General features: G+C 40.4%; 16 protein-coding genes. 7 read left to right on the top strand and 9 right to left on the bottom strand.

Translation table 11 applies throughout. The features are described 5' to 3' along the window. Nucleotides 1-56: 56 nt before the first annotated feature. From gldG to L0657_RS14100, 4 genes are all read left to right on the top strand, one after another. Nucleotides 57-1709, top strand: a complete 1653-nt coding sequence (gldG, locus tag L0657_RS14115; RefSeq protein WP_235151458.1) for a gliding motility-associated ABC transporter substrate-binding protein GldG — start codon at nt 57-59, stop codon at nt 1707-1709. Nucleotides 1710-1820: 111 nt separating this feature from the next. Continuing rightward, the gene (gene dnaN / locus L0657_RS14110) at nt 1821-2945 is read left to right on the top strand and encodes a DNA polymerase III subunit beta (protein WP_090340695.1); all 1125 of its coding nucleotides are present in this window, start codon (nt 1821-1823) and stop codon (nt 2943-2945) included. A 259-nt stretch (nt 2946-3204) separates the two neighbouring features. Next, nucleotides 3205-3579, top strand: coding sequence for a BlaI/MecI/CopY family transcriptional regulator (locus L0657_RS14105; RefSeq protein WP_234651019.1), 375 nt, complete (start codon nt 3205-3207; stop codon nt 3577-3579). A gap of 2 nt (nt 3580-3581) precedes the next feature. Beyond that, nucleotides 3582-5402 (top strand): M56 family metallopeptidase, encoded by a 1821-nt coding sequence (locus L0657_RS14100; RefSeq protein ID WP_235151457.1) that lies wholly within the window; start codon nt 3582-3584, stop codon nt 5400-5402. 62 nt (nt 5403-5464) lie between these two features. On the opposite strand, the gene L0657_RS14095 is transcribed toward L0657_RS14100, so the two are convergent. The 7 genes from L0657_RS14095 to L0657_RS14065 form a co-directional block, all read right to left on the bottom strand. After that, the gene (locus tag L0657_RS14095) at nt 5465-6490 is read right to left on the bottom strand and encodes an LLM class flavin-dependent oxidoreductase (RefSeq protein ID WP_235151456.1); all 1026 of its coding nucleotides are present in this window, start codon (nt 6488-6490) and stop codon (nt 5465-5467) included. Nucleotides 6491-6628: 138 nt separating this feature from the next. Continuing rightward, nucleotides 6629-7696: a ferredoxin--NADP reductase gene (locus tag L0657_RS14090; protein ID WP_235151455.1), complete on the bottom strand. Its 1068-nt coding sequence runs from the start codon at nt 7694-7696 to the stop codon at nt 6629-6631. 170 nt (nt 7697-7866) lie between these two features. Further along, nucleotides 7867-9084 (bottom strand): pyridoxal phosphate-dependent aminotransferase, encoded by a 1218-nt coding sequence (locus L0657_RS14085; RefSeq protein ID WP_235151454.1) that lies wholly within the window; start codon nt 9082-9084, stop codon nt 7867-7869. Nucleotides 9085-9324: 240 nt separating this feature from the next. Continuing rightward, a complete protein-coding gene (locus L0657_RS14080; protein WP_235151453.1) occupies nt 9325-9723 on the bottom strand; it encodes a hypothetical protein in 399 nt (132 codons plus the stop codon). A 379-nt stretch (nt 9724-10102) separates the two neighbouring features. Continuing rightward, entirely contained in the window at nt 10103-10888 is a 786-nt protein-coding gene (locus L0657_RS14075; protein WP_235151452.1) for an ATP/GTP-binding protein, read from the bottom strand. A gap of 66 nt (nt 10889-10954) precedes the next feature. After that, nucleotides 10955-12154 carry a hypothetical protein gene (locus tag L0657_RS14070; protein WP_235151451.1) on the bottom strand — a complete coding sequence of 400 codons (1200 nt, stop codon included), beginning with the start codon at nt 12152-12154 and terminating at the stop codon, nt 10955-10957. Nucleotides 12155-12389: 235 nt separating this feature from the next. Beyond that, nucleotides 12390-13601, bottom strand: a complete 1212-nt coding sequence (locus tag L0657_RS14065) for an NADP-dependent isocitrate dehydrogenase (RefSeq protein WP_234651032.1) — start codon at nt 13599-13601, stop codon at nt 12390-12392. 273 nt (nt 13602-13874) lie between these two features. Here L0657_RS14065 and L0657_RS14060 point away from each other — a divergent pair, with 273 nt between their 5' ends. After that, a complete protein-coding gene (locus tag L0657_RS14060; RefSeq protein WP_235151450.1) occupies nt 13875-14450 on the top strand; it encodes a 5-formyltetrahydrofolate cyclo-ligase in 576 nt (191 codons plus the stop codon). A gap of 558 nt (nt 14451-15008) precedes the next feature. Further along, complete coding sequence (locus L0657_RS14055) at nt 15009-16019, top strand: aspartate-semialdehyde dehydrogenase (protein ID WP_235151449.1); 1011 nt, start codon at nt 15009-15011, stop codon at nt 16017-16019. Between the two features lie 312 nt (nt 16020-16331). Here L0657_RS14055 and L0657_RS14050 read toward each other — a convergent pair whose 3' ends face one another. Next, nucleotides 16332-17549, bottom strand: coding sequence for an NADH-quinone oxidoreductase subunit D (locus L0657_RS14050; RefSeq protein ID WP_235151448.1), 1218 nt, complete (start codon nt 17547-17549; stop codon nt 16332-16334). A gap of 120 nt (nt 17550-17669) precedes the next feature. Continuing rightward, nucleotides 17670-19250 (bottom strand): glycoside hydrolase family 10 protein, encoded by a 1581-nt coding sequence (locus tag L0657_RS14045; protein ID WP_235151447.1) that lies wholly within the window; start codon nt 19248-19250, stop codon nt 17670-17672. 215 nt (nt 19251-19465) lie between these two features. Here L0657_RS14045 and L0657_RS14040 point away from each other — a divergent pair, with 215 nt between their 5' ends. Then, complete coding sequence (locus tag L0657_RS14040) at nt 19466-21280, top strand: glycosyltransferase (RefSeq protein ID WP_235151446.1); 1815 nt, start codon at nt 19466-19468, stop codon at nt 21278-21280. Nucleotides 21281-21347 lie beyond the last annotated feature (67 nt).

The following is a 21347-nucleotide window of genomic DNA, read 5'->3' as shown; positions in this document are numbered from 1 at the left end:
CGCGATAACTCCGTTTAGTTTTTATATTTTTGCTGAAAAACGGGCGTTACTGCTTCATGAAAAAAACAATTTTCAGATACTTATTTGTATTGATCATCCTGGCCGGACTCAACTGGCTGGCTTCGCTGTTCTTTTTCCGCTGGGATTTGACAGAAGATAAGCGATATACCATTTCTGACGCAACCAAGCAGTTATTAAGCAATCTGGACAAAGACGTAATCGTGAACGTCTACCTTTCCGGTGATTTTCCTCCTGGTTTTGAACGTCTGGAAAGTGCTACCCGCGAAACACTTGAAGAATTTAAAACTTATTCCAACGGACATTTATCATTTCAATTCTCGGATCCTTCTGACGCAGCGACCGAAGACGAACGGAAAAAACAATATCAAAATCTGGTTGATCGCGGATTAACGCCGACAAATCTTTTTGCCAACGAAGATGGAAAACGTACGGAAAAACTGATTTTTCCGGGAGCCATCGTTCAGGCTGACACGCTTGGGATTCCAGTTCAGCTTTTGAAAGGAAATAAAAGCAGCTCTCCGGAAGAGCAGCTAAATCAATCTTACGAAAACGTAGAATTCCAATTGGCTTCCGCGATTCGCGTGCTTGATAATCCCGCTAAAAAGAAAGTTGGTCTACTTGTAAATCATACCCAAAAACTTTCCCCGGCGAGGCTCAGCGATCTGATCGCCACCATGCAGCAAAGTTATGATGTATTCATGGTAGTCAATGATCCTGAAACTTATGAAGGACTGGATGCTTTGATGATTTTAAAACCTGATGTTCCGTTTTCTGAGGAAGAAAAATATAAACTGGATCAATACGTGATCGGAGGTGGCAAAGCACTTTTTTTTGTTGACGGTGCCAAAGTGGATAGTGTAAGTCTGGAAGGAAATTATGTACAACCGCTTGATTTAAACCTGAATGATCTCTTTTTCAAATGGGGAGTACGGATCAATAATAATCTCGTAAAGGATTTAAATTCAGCAACAATTCCAATGAACGTTGGAAATATGGGTGATGAACCCGAGATCAAAGCTGTTCCCTGGCGGTTTTTTCCTATACTGAATAATTTTGGCCCAAGTCCTATTACCAGAAATACGGATGCCGTTTATTCCCGGTTTTTAAGTTCTCTGGATACGGTAGGAGGCGCACCAGGAATTCATAAAACTCCGCTTTTGATGACTTCGCCGTATACAAATCTTGTTAATACGCCTGCTTTGGTTGGCTATAACGAAGCGCGTCAGCAACCCGATCCTTCTGAATACAAAGGTGGAGTAAAATTGGCAGCCGTTCTTTTAGAAGGTTCTTTTAATTCGCTTTTTGAAAACAGGATTTTACCAAACGATCCGCGTTCCAAAACTTTCAAGTCAACAGGGCAGGGGAAAATTATTATTTGTGCTGATGGCGACGTTGTTGTGAATGACTTTGATTACCGCAGAAATACGCCGCTTCCACTAGGTTACGACCGCGCTTCAACCAATATTTTTGGCAATAAAGATTTCGTTATGCACGCGCTGGATTATATGACAGACGAAAACGGGATCATCAATTCACGGAGTAAACAGATCAGTATCCGGGCTCTGGACAAGATTGCTGTGCATAAAGACAAGAAATTCTGGCAGGCACTGAACCTGCTGTTGCCGCTGGTTTTGCTAGGTATTTTTGGTGCAATCCGCTACTATATCCGCAAGCGTAAATTTGCCTGATAATAAGTCGGCAGAGTACGTTTTTTTTCTTACTTTTGTTCCCTACCAGACAGATTTCCGGACCTGCCTGGATTTTTTATATTTTTTAATTAACTACTTCCGTCACGAATTATGAAGTTTGTCGTTTCGTCATCGGTACTGCTCAAGCAACTGTCTGCAATTAATGGTGTCGTTTCAACGAACCCTATCGTACCTATATTAGAAAATTTTTTACTTTCCCTTGAAGGTAATCGCCTGACTGTTACTGCATCTGATTTGCAGACGGTTATGATTACTGAAATTGAAGTGGAATCCACAGAGAAAGGCGCTATCGCTGTTCCTGCAAAACTGTTGCTGGATACATTGCGCGGACTTCCTGAACAACCTATAACGCTTCAGGTAAATAGCGAGACTTTCGGAACAGAAATTATCTCGGATAACGGACGTTATAAATTGTCTGGCGAAAACCCGATCGATTTCCCAAAAACACCTTCTGTAAACCGCGGACAATCGGTTGATCTGTCTTCTTCCGCCTTGGGAGCTGCCATCGCCAATACATTGTTTGCAACCAGTACAGATGATCTGAGACCTGCTATGACAGGGGTTTTTGTTCAGATGGGTGTTGAAAATGCAACATTTGTAGCCACTGATGGCCACCGTTTGGTGCGCTATCGCCGTTCTGATATCAAATCGGATGTTGATACTTCGATGATCATTCAGCGTAAGGCTTTAAATTTGCTTAAATCTTGTCTGCCTTCTGACGATGTTCCTGTAAAAGCTGAATTTACTGCCTCAAACGCATTTTTCAGTTTTGGAAATATCCGTATGATCTGTCGTTTGATCGATGAGCGTTTCCCGGATTATGAAAACGCGATTCCAACAAACAATCCAAATACATTGACGATCGGCCGGATGGAAATTCTGAGCTCGTTGCGGCGGATATCTATTTATTCAAACCGTACCACACACCAGGTTCGTTTGAAAATGTCTCTGAATGATCTTGTAATTTCTGCGGAAGATCTTGATTACTCAAATGAAGCGAATGAACGTTTGATGTGCGAATATAACGGTGATGCCATGGAAATTGGTTTCAATGCGAAATTCCTTATTGAGGTACTTGGAAACTTGTCCAGCAAAACCATCACTTTCGAACTTTCTGCACCCAACCGTGCAGGTTTAATTATTCCGGTGGATCAGGAAGAAAATGAAGATATTCTTATGCTGGTGATGCCGGTCATGTTGAATACTTACGTTTAGGATCCTGATTTTCAAGATTTTAAATATTAATTTTGTTAAAATAAATAAAAATGCCAGTAGAGATATTCTACCGGCATTTTTATTTATCTGTAAATCAATATTTTACATTATTAAAATTGATTTTTATGTTAAGTACGAAAAAAATCGTAATAGACTCTTGCAAATACGAATATTTTCGTAGACATTTGATACGAACTAAATCGTACATGGCCAAATCAGCCTTTTAATTGAAAATCAAGTTACTAAAATTTTATTAGCCATGATCATAAAACCAACAGAATCTGAACTCGAAATTTTGAACTACTTGTGGAAAGAAGGCCCTTCTACTGTGAGGCAAGTTCATGATTTCCTCTCCGCATCCAAAGACACAGGTTATACAACGACGCTTAAACTGATGCAGATTATGCATGACAAAGGCGTTTTGTATAGAACCGAAAACGGTCGCTCTCACATTTATGTAGCCTTATTAGACGAAGAAGAAACGCAGCAGGATTTGCTAGGCCGATTTGTTGAATCAACATTCCGCGGTTCGGCTGCACGTTTGGTTATGCAGGCTTTGGGCAATCATTCGACCTCAAAGGAAGAATTAGATGAAATTCGTGAATTGTTAAATAACCTCGAAAACAATAAATAGCCATGAAATCATTTTTCAATTTATTCTCTGACGCGCTTGTTTCTTCCTTTGGATGGATGCTGGTTCATTCCTTATGGCAGGGTGCTTTACTGGTTTTGATTGCCAGTATTGGTCTTTATTTGTTAAAAAAAAGCCCGGCTGCAATACGGTATAATGTAGGAATTCTGGCTCTTTCCGCTCAGGTTATCTCTTCAGTTGTTACGTTTTTTTATTATTACCTCAATACAACGCCCAAAGTATTAAGCAATGCATTTAAGAATACAGCACACAACGTTGCTGACTGGAAAACATTAACTTACGAACTTTCACTGACTTCGAAAGTTCAGCTTTGGCTCACGACGCATATCCAGGAACTTGTTATTTGCTGGCTTATTGGCGCGGCTGTTTTGGTCGTAAGATTTCTGGGCGGATGGATTTATACAGAATATCTTCGCCACAATTCAAAGCTAGTCATGAATAAGGAATGGAGAGCCAGATTTGGCGTTTTGACAGCGAAACTAAAAGTTTATCAATCCATAGAACTTAAAGAATCTTCGAAAATCCTGACACCGATGGTGATCGGGACTTTGCAGCCGGTAGTATTAATTCCGATTGGATTATTGCTGGGTTTTCCAACAGCTCAGATCGAAGCCATTCTGGCCCATGAACTGGCGCATATCCGTCGCCATGATTATCTGGTTAATATGCTGCAATCTTTTGTAGAAGTGGTCTTCTTCTTTCACCCGGCACTTTGGTGGTTATCTGAAAGAGTTCGGATTGAACGTGAACATTGCTGCGATGACCTGGCCATTGAAGCATGCGGAGATCGCCTTTCATTGGCTCATGCACTAGTAGGAATTGCCGAATTTAAAACAAATCATTCATTGGCTATGGCTTTTGCTTCTAAAAAACCACTTTTATTACAACGTGTAAAACGCGTATTGGGCGTTGCTCCCAAGTCGGCCAGGATCTTTGGCGGCTTGCCAGTTACGATGTTATTTATTGCTGCATTGATCGGTGTTTCTGTTTATGCCGTTGGACAGGATACAATTAAAAAGAAAAAGGCAAAAGCAAAGACACATCAGGTTGCTTCAAGACAATCTAAATATGTTACTGTAAGAGATGAATACAGGACAGTCGTGGATGCTGAACAGGAGACTAATATTGAAATACCGGAGATCGATGAAAACATCAATGTAAACATTAATGAAGATTTTGATGGATCAGAATTTCTGTTGATGAACGATTCTCTTAAAAGTAAGATGAATGAATTCCATCAGAAGATGGCTGTTTTACAGAAACAAATGGAGCCGCTGCAAAGCCGTATGCATGAGCTGCAACTTGAAATGGAAAAGCAGCAATTTGACGTTGAGCACTTTGACAGGGATCGGGAAAAAATTGAGTGGAAGAAAGATAACGCCAATGAAATCCGCCAGAACTTACTTGAAAAGCGTTCTGCTTTGCTACATCCAGATAGTAAATCCAAAACAAAATTGAACGAAGCCGACCTGGAAAAACAACTGGCCGATTTTGAACAGCAGATTAAAGCTCAGGAACAGGTTATTACCAAACTAAACGCTGACCTCGCTAATAACTTGAAGGAAGCAGAAAAAGCGGGAGAACCCTATCGGCAAGTCCAGAAAGAAATGGAAGATCTAGGTAACAAAATAGACAAAATTGGAGCGGATATGGGATTAGCATCTTTAGGACTTAAAGATTTGCATCCTACACCACCAAGGCCTCCCAAAGCACCAAAAGCGAAGATGAAACCTGCCATAGCAGCGCCTGCTCCCGCATCATCTCCAAAAGCTCCGTCGGCACCGCCAGCACCGGTTAAAAGGTAACAAATGAACAGACCGGCTTGTTGCAAGGTAATGCATCAAGCCGGTCTGTTTTTATACATCACTTATTTTTTGTTGACTAATGGCGAAACTTTCTGTCCGATGATTTCAATCGATTTCATCAGTTTCTCATGCGTTATTCCAGCGTTGTCCATTTGAAATGTAAGTCGTGATATACCGCCAAGTGCTTCGCTGTGACGAAGAATTTTTTCGGCGACTTCTTCTGGCCCACCCACTAATAAGGCACCTTCTGGCCCCATCTGGGATTCAAAACGAGCTCTTGTCATCGGCGGCCAGCCACGTTCTTTCCCGATTTTAGTGAATGATTCGGAATATCCCGGGAAAAATTCTTCGATCGCTTCTTCCGTCGAATCACTTACATAACCAAGCGAATGCAGACCAACCTGAAGCTCTTCCGGTTTGAAACCTGCTCTCTTTCCTGCTTCTCTGTACAGATCAACCAATGGCCGGAAACGATGTGTTTCTCCACCGATAACAGCTACCATCAAGGGCAGACCCAGCATACCGGCACGGATAAAAGATTCAGGCGTACCACCCACACCTAACCAAATTGGTATTTTTTCCTGTAAGGGTCTCGGATAAATGGGCTGATTTTGCAACGCAGGACGAAACTTGCCAGACCAGGTTATAAATTCATTTTTCCGGATTTTAAGCAGCAGATCCAGTTTCTCAGAAAATAACTTATCATAGTCTTGCAGGTTTAATCCAAATAATGGGAAAGCGTCAGTGAAAGAGCCACGGCCTACCACCATTTCGGCCCTGCCCTTTGAGATTAAATCCAGGGTGGCAAAATTCTGGAAAACCCGTACCGGATCAGCAGCACTCAGAACTGTCACTGCGCTTGTCAGACGTATTTTCTTTGTCCTGGAAGCAGCGGCGGCAAGTATCATTGAAGGCGCTGAATCGAGAAATCCTCTTCGGTGATGTTCTCCAATCCCAAATATATCAAGTCCACAATGATCCGCATGTTCTATTCTTTCCAGGAACTGACCCATCGCATCGACATCATCGATTGCAGTTACCGAATCGCCGCTGAACATAGCAGCAAAACTATCAATCCCTATTTCCATGGTATTTCTTTTGCCGATATTTGTTTGTTAAATATCATACAAAGTTACCTCGAATTACCGGCAAAAAATCAGTGCTATACATGAGGAACGTCGATATCCTTTTGTATAGCACTGCGCATTTCAATTACTTTTTAGAAGTTATTCCACCTCAATCACAACATCATCACTCATTGGATGCGCTACACAAGTCAGGATAAAACCCTCGTTTAATTCTGCTTCTGACAAGGCATCTTCCTCATCCAACTGCACTTTTCCAGATACGCAACGGCCCATGCAGGCGGTGCACATACCCGCCTGACAAGAATACGGAAGATCAATATCCATATTCATCGCAGCTTCCAGAACCGTTTCGAAAGGTTTCACAGGCACTTTGTATTCCGTTCCTTCATAAAAGAGCGTAATCTCGTGCGTTTTCGGTGAATCATCTGTTTCTTCCAAAGTTACTTCTCCGTGACTTGGTGTGGTGGCTGTTAAAAAACTCTCTTGTCTTATTTTATTTAAAGTTACACCGCGTATGGCCAAAGCTCGGTTTGCTTCTTCCATCATATCTTCCGGTCCGCATAGAAAAAATTCGGCTTCATTAATCTTTAAATCCGGCAAACCTTCCATAATTTTTAAGATATGGCTTTTGTTCAAACGGCCACGCTCGCCTTGCCAATTTTCTTCCGGCTGGCTAAGCGTATAAATCACTTTAAAACGCTCCTTATATTTTTCCTCAAGAACCCTGATTTTTTCCTTAAAAATGATACTCGATTCTGTACGGCTTCCGTAGATTAGTACAACTTCACTTTCCTGCTCCACCATCAGAATGGATTTGGCAATTGAGAACAAAGGCGTGATTCCGCTTCCTGCACCAATAAAAACAACCTGACGGGTTTGGTCATCTTCCTGTTTTGGAAAAAATATTCCCATGGGCTCCATGGCTTCGAGCACGTCGTCGACTTTTACATTATCCAGTAAGTAATTAGAGGCAAAACCACCAGGAACACGTTTAATCGTGATGGCCAGGGAAACATCAGTGTAAGGAGAACTCGACATAGAGTATGATCTCCGCACTTTTTTGTCTCCATCGGGCAAAAGAAGCGTAATAAATTGTCCCGGACGATAAGGTACTACTTCATTCAAAGGATGCCAAAAATGGATTGTAGCTGCATCTTCTGTTTCTTTCTCTATTTCTTTAACCTTTAAAAAATAATATTTGCTCATGGTGAATTGGCGGTCGGCTTTCGGCTATCAGCAGTCGGCTTTTTGAAATTTCAGAAATTATGGTGTTGTTCTCCTTTCAACAAGAAATTGATAAATGTAATTCGCTTATCAAAAGAAAAAGCCTCATGGTATTGAAAATCCATGAGGCCCGTCAATAAATTTATTCTATATTATTTCAAAGTTGCAACCGCATCTTTGATTCTTTGTACTGCTTCTGCTAATGATTCGTCAGATGCTGCTGTTGAAATCCGGATGCAATTTGGAGCACCAAAACCTGATCCAGCAACGGTAGAAACGTAAGAATTATTCAGCAACCAGTTACAGAAATCGTCCGAATCTTTGATAAGATTTGTTCCGTCCGATTTACCGAAATAATAGCTCACATCAGGAAATGCATAAAATGCTCCATCCGGTACATTTACTTTGAAACCAGGAATTTCTTTCAGCAAACCAACAACAAGGTCACGCCGACGGGCATATGCTTTTGTCATCTCTATTGTCGTATCCAAAGGCCCGTTAAAAGCAGCGGTAGCCGCTTTTTGAGCAATTGAATTTGTTCCCGAAGTAACTTGCCCCTGCAATTTCTCAACACCGTCGGCGATCCATTTTGCAGCACCGATAAATCCGATTCTCCATCCCGTCATAGCGAATCCTTTTGCAACGCCGTTTACGGTAATCACACGATCTTTCAAAGCAGGAATTGATCCCATGCTGAAATGTCCTTCTTCTGTGAAGTTGATATATTCGTAGATCTCGTCAGCCAAAACATAAATTCCTTCATGTTTTTCCAAAACAGCACCAATTTCTCTCAACTCAGCTTCTGAATAAACAGCACCGGTTGGATTATTTGGAGATGCATACATCACCACTTTCGTACGAGGCGTAATAGCAGCTTCCATTTGTGCAGCCGTAACTTTGAAACCGTTTTCAAAAGCACCTTCTACGATCACAGATTTTCCTTCCGCCAGTTTTACCATTTCGGAATAACTAACCCAGTAAGGAGCGAAGATCAACACTTCGTCGCCCGGATTAACTAAAACCTGGATCACGTTGGCCAGAGAATGTTTAGCTCCCGTAGAAACTACAATATTTTCAGGTTTCCAATCTATATTATTGTCGCGCTTAAGCTTATCAGCAATCGCCTTTCGTAAGTCAGGGTAACCTGCTACCGGTGAATATCCATGAAATCCATCGTCAATTGCCTTCTTGGCAGCCTCACAGATAAATGCGGGCGTTTTGAAGTCTGGCTCTCCCACGCTCAGACTGATCACTTTGTGGCCTTGGGCTGCCAATTCACGGGCCATTTTCGTCATTGCCAACGTTGAAGATTCTTCGAGGGCATTGATACGGTCGGCCAGCACCTGGGTTTGCTCTGCTACTGCGGACATTGCAACAAGAATTAAGTTAAATGAAAATAAAGGGCTTGAAGACTTGGTCGCTGAAACTGAATAAGTTGCGACCTGCATCAACAAATTGCCCGCAAAGTTACTGCTTTTTTGGAAGAGTTGAAGAAATAGGAGGTCTTAAAGAAAAAAAAGAATATATGCCTGAGAAAAACTATTTCCGAATGATAAGAATAATCGATCAATCAACACAAGAGTTTCTTCTTAACAGAGTAAGAATTTATATCATATAGAAGTATCTATTTGAATATTAGATAGTTGAATAGGTAGCGATCCTATGCTAATTTTTTCATGATCCTTTGGAATATATACTGTGCCAGAAAATTTAATTTGCAAACTATCCTTCCTGAATTCATTAGGAAGATTACATGCATCAAAATATTTATACACGTTTTTAGGATAATTTATAAGGTAAATTGTGTCATTCACACCATTATATTTAGATACCCTTATTTCAATTGATGCTTTCTCATCTTTAATCTTTTGATACTCTATCAAATGACCACCAAGGTTTTTACATTTTGGCAATTTTGAATCCCCAATCTCAGGATTATCATTTTCACAGCTTTCGAAGCTGAATAGTGATAGTAAGCAGATGAAAAAAAACCAACTGTATTGTTTCATGAATGCAAGTAGCTTATGGTAAAAGGATTTATAATAAGAAATGCTATAATTATCAAGACCTATAAATTGCCGTGATAGTTGTAACTTTAATAGTATATCCTCAAACTATTTTTAGTTTATACTTAAAATAATTTGCTGGCAATTGACACTCATTACTCACATCCTAATTTTCTAACCGCCTGAATTGTCAAGTATTATAATATTAATTTTCTATTTAATGTAAATTTTGTCACTTGCTCTTAACTGTATTCCAAATGAATTATAACTACCCAGTAAAATAGGCAAAATTATACATTATGATCATCCATAAAATGTTTGGGATAACTGTATGGGGTGAATTTAAGATGATTGCCCACTTAATTTGAAGATATTCAATCATTTATTTCCTAACCTCAATCGAATTATCCAAGATAACTTTTAACTCTTCGGGATCAAAAGTCAAAGACTCAATGATACCGTCAATGTTTTCAAGTTTTATCAGCAAGCCTGGTACTTTGGCCTCGTTTTCGTCATTAATTATTTTTCCAAAAGCTCTGATCGTATCGATGCTGTGCGTGGCAGCAAATACCTGGATATTCTGATCCTTTGCAATGGCTGAGATAAGCGCCCAAAGCTCTTCTTCGACACCGTAGTGAAAACCATTTTCAATTTCATCAATCAGGACAATGCCATTTTTCGAAGTGCTTAATGCCAGCAGAATTGTAAGAATTCGATGAACGCCACTCCCCATGCGTAACAGTGCGACGGTTTTCCCATCCTTAAAAGTCGCAATCGGGTTACGCAGATTATCAGCAAGAAAGTCAACTTCTGAAATTCGGTCATCAATTCTCTTTAAAAAATTAACAGCCTTCTCAGTAATTAAATTAGTAAAACAGTCAAAAGAATTTTCGTGAAGCAGACTTTGAATACTCGAATGAGCCCTTATAAACTTAACATTCTGGGGGCTCAAAATCTCGTCGTCTGGAACAAAATCTATTGCCTGATCATTAATAACAATCCGCTCTGCCAAATGAATTTCTTTCTGTGAAGCGTAGAAAAAAATTGATTCGAGGAAATTGGTTTTTCCGGTATTATTCTTTCCGGTAATGAGATTTAACTGTCCCGTCAAATCAATGTTGATGTTTTTAAGATTACGATAATTCTGAATTTCAATAGAAGCGATCATAATAAATCAAGTACTATTTGCTGGATAATATTTCTGTTAAATCGACAGGTTCCTAACACACTTTTCTTAAAAAACCTCTCCCAAATTTACAAACAAACCACGTGAACCTTTTGTCCCGAAGCCATAATCAACAGCAATATTCGTCCTTGAAGTTTTATTTATTTTTATTCGGATACCCAAACCTGCACCGGGGGCTATTTTATTAAATTTTTGGGTCGGCCAGTTGGAAAAACTTTGCGCATTACCAAAAACGACGCCACCCAATAATCCATTTTGCGTTAATACAAACCGATATTCGGACTCGAAATATAGCATATTCGGACTTCTGAACCTTCCCTGAATATATCCTCGCCCGGTATTATTTGATGGATCCCAACTGGTGCTAGGCAAATCCAGATACGGCGGTTTTCCAGATAACGTCAGCCAGTTAAAATCCCAAAATGCCAGCGTATTTCGGCTGCCTTTTGGGAAATTCACATATTTCCGAAATTCCAGAACGAGTGATTCCCAATGTGTATCGCTGCCCAGAACTTTCAAATTATTTCTATAACGGGCGTTGGCGTACACACCGCCTATTGGATTGATTGAATTTTTTCTACTGTCATATAAGACATTGCCAACGATGCCCGATGAGACTGATTTTGAGGGTAACCCGTAAGCAGAAACATCTTCGTTGATTCCTTCCTGTTTAATTTTCCAGCGATAATCAAGATGATAGCCAACGCCTAAATAAAATGCACCTGTAATATTTTTCAACACCGTTTGGTGCAGCCGGATATGAGAATAATCTATTCGATCCGCATTTTCCAGCAAACTATGACCTCCCAAACCATAAGTGTCCTGAGGATATTTGAAGTACCGCCATTCTATAATCACATTGTAACCATTGTCCTTAGTCCAGATATTCGCCTGAATGGGTATCGTAATCTGATTATACTGTGAGTAATTAAAACTGGTGCTGACGCTGGAAATATTTGTTGTTGCGGAATCGCTTACATAAAACGCCGCATTGGCACTTAACAAACCCACGAAACCAGTCGAAAGCGTATATCCGATCGCTGGTACCATCGAATACTGTACCCTTCGCGGCTGTTTATACCTGGTTGCCAATGAATCTCTTTTACTTTTTCGTTTCAGCTGGCCAATAATGTCCATGATATCCTTCTCTTCCGCCTTTTCCACAACGCCGGAGATATCCGGCATAACACTCGTTTCCACACGCATGGAAGATTGTGCCGGAACGACTACCTGCGCCTGAATATTCAAGCAAAAGGTTTCGCAGATCGTAAAGAAAAAAATAAATGAAACGGCTTTGAACAAGTTTACAAGTAGGATAAGATGAGTCCAAATGTAGTTTAAAATACAAATCTTGTATCTGAAAATAGGAGTTCTAAGTTTTTTCTAAGTCTGAAAAGTATCCGCGTTCTGAAAATAAATTCAACAAAAAAGCCGCCAGCTCTAAGCAGAACTGACGGCTATAAAAGTGTTTACCTCAATTATATTAAGCTAACGCAGCTTGCAAATTGTCGTTAATCGCTTCAAGGAATTCCTCTGTATAAAGATAATGCTCTCCGTGATTCACTTTGTTTCCATGAATACAAACAGCCAAATCTTTTGTCATTTTTCCACTTTCAACCGTTTCGATACAAACTCTTTCCAAAGTCTGGCAGAAATCGATAAGCTCCTGGTTGCCATCTTGTTTTCCACGGAATTCAAGTCCACGCGTCCATGCAAAAATTGAAGCAATTGGATTTGTAGAAGTTGGTCTTCCTTTTTGGTGCTCGCGGTAGTGACGTGTCACCGTTCCGTGTGCAGCCTCAGCTTCCAGTGTTTGTCCATCCGGAGTCAACAAAACAGAAGTCATCAAACCAAGAGAACCAAATCCTTGTGCAACTGTATCTGACTGAACGTCACCATCATAGTTTTTACAAGCCCAAACAAAGTTACCTTCCCATTTAAGTGCAGAAGCAACCATGTCATCAATCAGACGGTGCTCGTAGTGTACTTTTCCTGCAAATTCAGCATCGTAAACTTCCTGGAAAATATCTTTGAAACGACCATCGTATTTTTTCAAAATGGTGTTTTTTGTAGAAAGGTATAAAGGCCATCCTTTGCCCATTGCTACATTGAAACAAGAACGCGCAAATCCACGGATCGACTCATCCACGTTATACATCGCCATGGCAACACCCGGTCCCTGGAATTGATATACTTCGTGCTCAATTACTTGCCCGTCTTCTCCTTCAAACTTAACGGTAAGTTTTCCTTTTCCTGGTACAACGAAATCTGTTGCTTTGTACTGATCACCAAAAGCGTGGCGGCCAACGATGATAGGAGCAGTCCAGTTTGTTACCAGACGAGGTACGTTGCTCATTACGATAGGCTCACGGAAAACAGTTCCATCCAAAATGTTACGGATCGTTCCATTTGGAGATTTCCACATTTGTTTCAGATTGAACTCAGTTACGCGGTCTTCGTCAGGCGTAATAGTAGCGCATTTGATACCTACACCATATTCTTTAATCGCATTCGCAGCGTCGATCGTAACCTGATCGTTGGTTTCATCGCGATATTCAACACCTAAATCGTAGTATTTAATATCTACGTCAAGGTATGGTAAAATAAGTTTTTCTTTGATAAACTTCCAGATGATACGAGTCATCTCATCTCCGTCCAATTCTACTACGGGATTTGCAACTTTAATTTTGCTCATGATTATTATTTACTATTCGAAAGTTAAAGATATTGAAATGCGACGGTGAAAGTACAAATAATAGACTGAAAAGGCGAAACAGAACAGGAAGTTAGTTTGAATTTATCATTCATTCTTTCAAATTTTGCAATGCCTTAGTTGAATTATTATCTTTTAAAAAGCAACTGTAAACCTGATCTACCCGGTTTATCATAAAATGTAAATCATCGCTGGATAAATTTTTTAATATTGACGCCCAATATCATTTCACACCATTAATTTGTGCACTGCTTTATGAAAAAATCCTTTCTGCGTTCCGAATTTTTAAAAAAGCGAAAGGAGCTTTCGGAAAATGAGATTGAAGAAAAAAACGAAGCTATTTTAAAAAATTGTGCGCTTTTTTTCAAAAGCAGTGTAGCCAGAAAAATACACATATTTCTACCCCAAACCGGTAAAAATGAAATTGATACCTGGCGTATTATTTCTTTTCTTCAAAGTTTTGATCAGGTAAAAATTGTTTCTCCACGGATTATTCCGGGTACCAGGGAAATGGAACATTATCGGTTAACCCCTAAAACCATACTAATCAATAATCAATGGCAAATTCCGGAGCCAGATCCGGAAACTTCACTTAAAGTGTTACCAAATGATATTGATGCTGTGTTCTTACCACTTTTAGCATTTGATAAAAAAGGATTTCGGGTTGGTTATGGAGGAGGTTACTATGATCGGTTTTTGGCGCATTGCAGGCCAGATGTTGTTAAAATAGGATTATCATTTTTTGATCCGGTGGACGAAATCGGTGATATTGATGCCTTTGATGTGCCTATGGATTATTGTGTTACACCTTTGGAGATTGTGCTGTTTTAGTAAATGTGTTTAATATTGAGGAGAGATTAATTGATGGTAATTATGATTTTGCCAAGGTTATGTCACCCGTTCCGGGTTAGGGAAAATCCTTGCATAATGAGCTACTATAATAATGTCATCCCTTCGGGATTGTGATGTGAAAGAATATTTATGCTCACTTATTTTTTATCAAAATCTCAACCTTGATTATAAAAGGAAATTTGGTTGTGGTTTTTTCCGATATAAAATTTCATTTCGAAATTCAATTATCTGATTTATTTTTTCGTGTACAACAATTCGCCCTTCTCACAATCCCGAAGGGATGACATTATTATAGAAAAATTACGAACCTGAATCCTCTAAAACCCCAACGGGGTGACATATGAATTATGGAATAATCAACTTCATTTTTCTACAAACTGAAATTCTCAAATTTATCATCCAACGCATTTGTACAATAAAAACATCATTTCTTATTAAAATCCTCGTAAATTTGCACCACTTTTCAGATCTGGCAGATTTTGCCCGAATCCGTTGAGTTACAACAATTTTACAAATCACATTAATCCTGGTTTTAGAATGAAAATCGCAGTAGTAGGCGCTACCGGTCTGGTGGGCGGCGAAATCCTCAAAGTGCTCGAAGAGCGTAATTTCCCGGTGACGGAATTATTGGCCGTTGCATCTGAAAGATCTGTTGGTAAGGAAGTTACATTCAAGGGTAAACAGATTAAGGTAATCGGATTTGAGGATGCCATTGCAGCTAAACCTGAAATTGCGATATTCTCAGCAGGTGGCAGTACTTCTCTGGAACTGGCTCCAAGATTTGCTGCGGCCGGAATTACCGTTATTGACAACTCATCTGCATGGAGAATGGACCCTACGAAAAAACTCGTAGTACCAGAAATTAATGCGGTGACACTGACAAAAGAAGATAAAATTATAGCGAATCCAAACTGCTCAACCATTCAGATGGTGGTGGTTTTGAATCCGTTACACCAAAAATATAAAATCAAACGTGTTGTAGTTTCAACTTATCAATCTGTGACTGGTACTGGTAAAGCGGCAGTTGATCAGCTATTTGCAGAACGTTCTGGTGATAGCAGCGTATCAAAAGTTTATCCCCATCCGATTGACTTAAATGTATTGCCGCATATCGACGTTTTCCTTGACAATGGTTATACCAAAGAGGAAATGAAGATGACGAATGAGACGAAGAAAATTATGGGCGACGATAGTATTGCGGTTACAGCAACAACTGTTCGTATTCCTACAATCGGCGGTCACTCTGAAGCTGTTAATATCGAATTTGAAAATGAGTTTGATCTGGAAGAAGTTCGTCAGATTTTGAGCGAGGCGGAAGGCGTAATTATACAGGATGATCCAAAAAATTTCCTTTATCCAATGCCATTAACCGCACATGGAAAAGACGAAACTTTCGTTGGTCGTATCCGTCGTGATGAATCTCAGCCTAAAACTTTGAACTTGTGGATAGTGGCTGATAACCTTCGTAAAGGTGCAGCGACAAACACAGTTCAAATCGCTGAATTTCTTGCAAAACATGACCTAGTTGGTGTTGCACAAGAAGTTTAAGATTTTTCCAAACAAGTTATAAACAAGAAAAGAGTGGCCGGTGGGTCACTCTTTTCTTTTAACAAATAGATATTTAATTATCGACCAAAATTATTGTCAGATTAATCGCTCGATAGGAGCAACCTGTTTATAGCATTAGATTGCTGAATTTGTAATTCTCACTCCTTCGGATTCGGAGTATCCTGGAAATTCAAGGAGGCTCCGGTGGAGCCAGGACTTCAAGCCTTACCGCATTTTTCTATAAACAGGTAGCTCCCAAGGAGCCATTTCTAAATAACCAAAGTCCGAATTTTGGCAATTACATATATCTTATTAACGATCAACCTCACCCATAACTACATCAATTGTACCAATAATCGCCACCAGATCTGCCAACAAGGCTCCTTTAGCCATTTCTCCGATTACAGACAAATTATGGAAACAACATGATCGGGCTCTGCATCGTACCGGAATATCTGAACGACCGTCGGTACGGAAGAAAAATCCTAATTCCCCTTTCGGACTTTCTCCACGCGTATAAAAATCCATTGCTTTCGGACGGATCTTTTTCGGAACCATTGCCTGTGGATCAAATGAAGGTGTCCGCTTATGATCTCCTTGCAACTGTTCAAGGCTTTGCTCAATAATTTTTACTGATTCCCAGCACTCAACAACACGAACCCAGGTACGATCCCAACAGTCACCGACAGTTCCCATTTTACCCTCTCCGATTGGTATATCAAAATCAAGTTCTGGATATACTGAGTATCCATCAACACGACGAAGATCGTAGCGCAAACCGGAGCCACGCATCATTGGGCCTGTGCAGCCATAGTTTATCGCAACTGGCAACGGAAGTACGCCAACATTTGCAGTCCTTTGAATAAAAATTTTATTATCGACAACGAGCTGCTGGAGCTCAATTAGTTTAGGTTTCAGGTATTTTACAAACTCCGCACACCGTTCTTCAAAGCCAACCGGAAGATCATAAAACAAACCGCCGATCCAGATATAATTATAAAGCATTCTAGCTCCGCTCACCCATTCTAACAGGCGCAAGATCTGTTCACGATCACGCATCATCCAGAGAAAAGGAGTGTAAGCGCCAATATCCATGGCATAGGTCCCTAATGCAACAAAGTGAGAAGCAAGCCTGTTTAGTTCTGCTACAACAACCCGGATATATTCAATTCTTTTAGGAATGTCATTTTCAATACCCAGCATTCTTTCAACACCCATGACATAAGCATGTTCAGAATTCATGGAAGCTACATAATCCAGACGATCTACATATGGAATAATCTGGTTGAAAGGCAAAGCTTCTGCATGTTTTTCAAAACAGCGGTGCAGATAACCGAGATGCGGAACTACATCAACTATTACTTCACCGTCCGTAACCACTTCCAACCGCAATACACCATGCGTAGAGGGATGTTGAGGCCCCATATTCAACACCATTTCCTCAGTCCGAAGCGTTTCGGAGTTGTATTTATTTGGTGCTGAGATAGAAAGATATTCCGGACGATATTTGTACTGTATTTCGTTACTCATGCGGTCTGTATGTAATTTTTTTTAGAAAGCTGTATCATTTGAAATAACAAAAACCTTTCTAAATTGATTGCCTCGGAATCTTCAAATTGGAAAATTGTAACTCAGCTAAATTTTGAAAATCTAAAACCGCTGTAATTTCTGGTCAAGCACTTCAACTTTTAATGGTCCAATAGGGCGGCCTTCATTGTGCAGCCTATCAACAGCTGTAATGTAATAAACATATCTTTCCCCAACCTGAATAGTCATATCGACAAATTTTTCACCTTCAAATGCCATACCTATTATCTTTCTCGGATCATGGGCAGTAGGCTTTTCGTCAGGCTCGAAACGATAAATCACATAGTACGTAGCCGTCTCACCATCCGTTGCGGGATCCGGTTTTTCCCAAAATAATTCAAGTCCGTTGTTCAGCAAGGTTGCTTTCAGGCTTTTGGGCGTTAGCGGCGGGATAGCATCTTTCCAGGACATTGTAGGCACCAGCGCAGGATAACGGAACAGATTATTTCTTAATGTATCAACAAAACCAAGATTATTATTTTTCAGAGAACGAGAGCTGAAAAAAATCGTCCCTTCGGCTTCATTTTCCCGGGAATATCTTATCTGATTAGGCAGTTCATTAGGATTAGCCCATTGCGTATCTTTCTCTTTTCCACCCACCCGGTATGCGCCAAGTCCAACATAAAAGTGACGCCCATAACAGTTTTCGGTCCACCAATCAACCAGATTTTTGTACGGTACCTTTCCAAATTTCGAAGAGAAATATACTTGTGGCGCGATATAGTCGACCCAGCCTTCACGAACCCATTTCCTGCTGTCAGCATAAAGGTCGTCATACGAAGCAAGTGCACCATACGTTTTGGAGCCTTCGGAATCTGTTCCTTTATTTCTCCAGACGCCGCAAGGACTGATCCCAAACTTAATTTTCGGGTTAACCTCCATCAAGGCATCATGGATCTGTTTAACGAGCAAATCCACATTATTCCGGCGCCAATCATTTTTATTAGTAAATCCGCGTCCATATTGTCTGAAAGTCGCATCATCGTAGATCACCTGGCCAGCAACGGCATAGGGGTAGAAATAATCGTCAAAATGAATTCCGTCAACATCGTAGTTTTTAGCAACATTTACGGCAATTTCAGTAATGAACTGGCGAACTTCCGGAATACCAAAATTAAATAATTTATATCCGTCATAACTTAAAATCCAATCAGGATGCAGTCGGCTTATGTTTTCAGAAGAAACACTTTTAGAAGACTTGTGAACCAGGCGGTTTAAATTTAACCAGGCATGAAATTCCAATCCGCGTCGATGCGATTCCTTGATCATAAATTCCATAGGATCCCACATCGGCTCTGGTTTCCGGCCTTGTTGCCCGGTTAACCACTCCGACCATGGCTCCGAACTTTTCGCATAAAAGGCATCTCCTGCCGCCCTGACCTGCACAAAAACTGCGTTCATCCCGGTCCGCTTATGAAAATCAAGCAGTGCAGAAAACTCATTACGTTGCTCATCGGGCACAAGATTTTTACTGCTAGGCCAGTCGATGTTATCGACCGTGGCGATCCAGACAGCTCTAAATTCCCGTTTTGGCGGATAAATTGCCTCAAAATCTGTGCTTTGTGCCTTACATCCCTGAAGCAAAATAATGGTCAGCAATACAGAAAACGCAATAAATGGAATTTTTTTCACTATTAAACGCATGCAAAATGTTAATCCGATCAAAGTAACGTATTTTAGACCAAAGTTAGCCGAGAACTTGCTTAATTTGTCGTAGCGGCAAATAAACATGTCCATTATATTGTTATTGTGAATTATTTTTCTGGATATTTATTGTGTAATTACAAGGATTTTTTGTGACAAATCCTCAGTAAATTACCTTTATTAGTCAGCTATAACGTTTTAACCCATATCCCATATTGGAACCATTTGTAAAAACAACTAAAAAAAACGTCCTTTTTGAAATAGCCTGGGAGGTTTGCAATCAGGTCGGTGGGATTTACACTGTTATCAGAACCAAAGTACCAGCAATGGTCGAAAAGTGGGAAGATAATTACTACCTGTTGGGCCCATATTTTGAGAAAAAAGCTTCTGCTGAATTTGAAGAAATCACTGATCTGGATGACTGCAATGTTGGAAGAACAGTCCGCAGAATGCGTGAAATGGGCTACACTGTTCATTATGGCTTTTGGCTGGTGACCGGAAAACCCCGTGTCGTTCTTTTTGATCTGGAAAGTATTGCGCATGAACTGGATGTAGTAAAATATAATCTCTGGGAAAAAAACCGTATTTCTACAATCAATGCTGAGCCGTTGGTTAACCAAACCTTGTGTTTTGGTGAAATGGTACGGATTTATCTTAAAGAGTATGCAGAAGAAAATGCGCGAAGGGAGGATATTTCTGCACAGTTCCATGAGTGGATGGCCAGCAGCGGACTTCCGGACCTGAAAAGAGAAAATGTAAAAGTCGCGACGACATTTACGACGCATGCGACGATGCTTGGACGTTATCTTGCGCAGAATGTTGAAGGATTTTACAGCAAACTTCCATTTTTTGACTGGGAGCAGGAAGCTAAAAATTACGGGATCTTAACCCAGGCTTCCATCGAAAGACAAGCCGCGCTAGGTGCACACGTATTGACGACAGTAAGTGACGTTACTGCCCGCGAGTGTGAAGTTTTCCTGGGCAGAATGCCTGATCTGGTAACGCCTAATGGACTTAATGTTGTTCGTTTCCAGGCTGTTCATGAATTCCAGAATTTGCATTTAAAATACAAAGAGCGTATTCACGAGTTTGTGCTTGGTCATTTTTTCCCGAGTTATTCTTTTGATCTGGACAAAACGTTATATTTCTTCACTTCCGGGCGTTATGAGTACAGCAACAAAGGTTATGATTTAACGCTTGAAGCACTGGCAAGACTGAACTGGAAAATGGTCCAGGCCAATATGGATATGACTGTGGTGATGTTTATCGTTACCAAACAGCCATACTATTCAGTGAATCCGGATGTGCTTCAATCTCGGGCCGTTTTGAATGAGTTGCAGGAAACGTGTACAGCCATTGAGAAAGAAGTTGGAGAAAAACTATTTCTTGCAGCAGCTTCCGGCGCAGATCATAAAATGCCGGATTTGAATAACTTCGTTGATGAATACTGGCGCCTTCGCTTACGCCGTACTATTCAGACGTGGAAAACGGATAAATTACCTGCCTTTGTTACACACGATTTGAAGGCAGAGGACGGCATTACCGATTTCTGTAGAAAAGCAAATCTTGTCAATAACGAGCGCGACCGCGTTAAAATCGTTTATCACCCCGATTTTATCTCATCAACTAATCCATTGTTTGGTTTGGATTATGGTCAGTTTGTTCGTGGATGTCACCTTGGCGTTTTCCCAAGTTATTATGAACCATGGGGTTATACTCCATTGGAATGTGTAGTACGCGGAGTTCCAACGGTTACGAGTGACTTGTCCGGGTTCGGCGACTATATTATGCAGATTATGCGCGATTATGAAAATCGTGGTATTTACGTGATCAACCGCAAGTCGCAGACTTACGCTCAGGCAGCAGACCAAATGGCTGATATTCTTTTCAAATTTGTTAAAATGCAGCGCCGCGACCGTATCATGCAGCGAAACCGTGTAGAAAATATTTCGGATGTTTTCGACTGGATGAATTTAAGATCGTATTATGATACTGCGCACGATCTGGCAACAAAGCGGAGAAAACCTTGATCTAAATAATCGAAGCTAATTTAAAATATTGATTTGGCCCACAATGCAAATTCATGCATATGTGGGC

The sequence above is a fragment of the Dyadobacter sp. CY345 genome (assembly GCF_021502725.1).
Classification (GTDB): domain Bacteria; phylum Bacteroidota; class Bacteroidia; order Cytophagales; family Spirosomataceae; genus Dyadobacter.
Note: the sequence above shows the minus strand (reverse complement) of the source record. Positions and strands in the feature narration are given on the sequence as shown.

Excerpts from the sequence above, each read along its gene's own strand:
- L0657_RS14105 (WP_234651019.1), top strand. The coding sequence starts at position 3,205 with ATGATCATAAAACCAACAGAATCTGAACTCGAAATTTTGAACTACTTG.
- L0657_RS14055 (WP_235151449.1), top strand. The coding sequence starts at position 15,009 with ATGAAAATCGCAGTAGTAGGCGCTACCGGTCTGGTGGGCGGCGAAATC.
- L0657_RS14080 (WP_235151453.1), bottom strand. The coding sequence starts at position 9,723 with ATGAAACAATACAGTTGGTTTTTTTTCATCTGCTTACTATCACTATTC.
- L0657_RS14065 (WP_234651032.1), bottom strand. The coding sequence starts at position 13,601 with ATGAGCAAAATTAAAGTTGCAAATCCCGTAGTAGAATTGGACGGAGAT.
- gldG (WP_235151458.1), top strand. The coding sequence starts at position 57 with ATGAAAAAAACAATTTTCAGATACTTATTTGTATTGATCATCCTGGCC.
- L0657_RS14095 (WP_235151456.1), bottom strand. The coding sequence starts at position 6,490 with ATGGAAATAGGGATTGATAGTTTTGCTGCTATGTTCAGCGGCGATTCG.
- L0657_RS14045 (WP_235151447.1), bottom strand. The coding sequence starts at position 19,250 with ATGCGTTTAATAGTGAAAAAAATTCCATTTATTGCGTTTTCTGTATTG.
- L0657_RS14060 (WP_235151450.1), top strand. The coding sequence starts at position 13,875 with ATGAAAAAATCCTTTCTGCGTTCCGAATTTTTAAAAAAGCGAAAGGAG.
- L0657_RS14050 (WP_235151448.1), bottom strand. The coding sequence starts at position 17,549 with ATGAGTAACGAAATACAGTACAAATATCGTCCGGAATATCTTTCTATC.
- L0657_RS14075 (WP_235151452.1), bottom strand. The coding sequence starts at position 10,888 with ATGATCGCTTCTATTGAAATTCAGAATTATCGTAATCTTAAAAACATC.
- L0657_RS14085 (WP_235151454.1), bottom strand. The coding sequence starts at position 9,084 with ATGTCCGCAGTAGCAGAGCAAACCCAGGTGCTGGCCGACCGTATCAAT.
- dnaN (WP_090340695.1), top strand. The coding sequence starts at position 1,821 with ATGAAGTTTGTCGTTTCGTCATCGGTACTGCTCAAGCAACTGTCTGCA.
- L0657_RS14090 (WP_235151455.1), bottom strand. The coding sequence starts at position 7,696 with ATGAGCAAATATTATTTTTTAAAGGTTAAAGAAATAGAGAAAGAAACA.
- L0657_RS14100 (WP_235151457.1), top strand. The coding sequence starts at position 3,582 with ATGAAATCATTTTTCAATTTATTCTCTGACGCGCTTGTTTCTTCCTTT.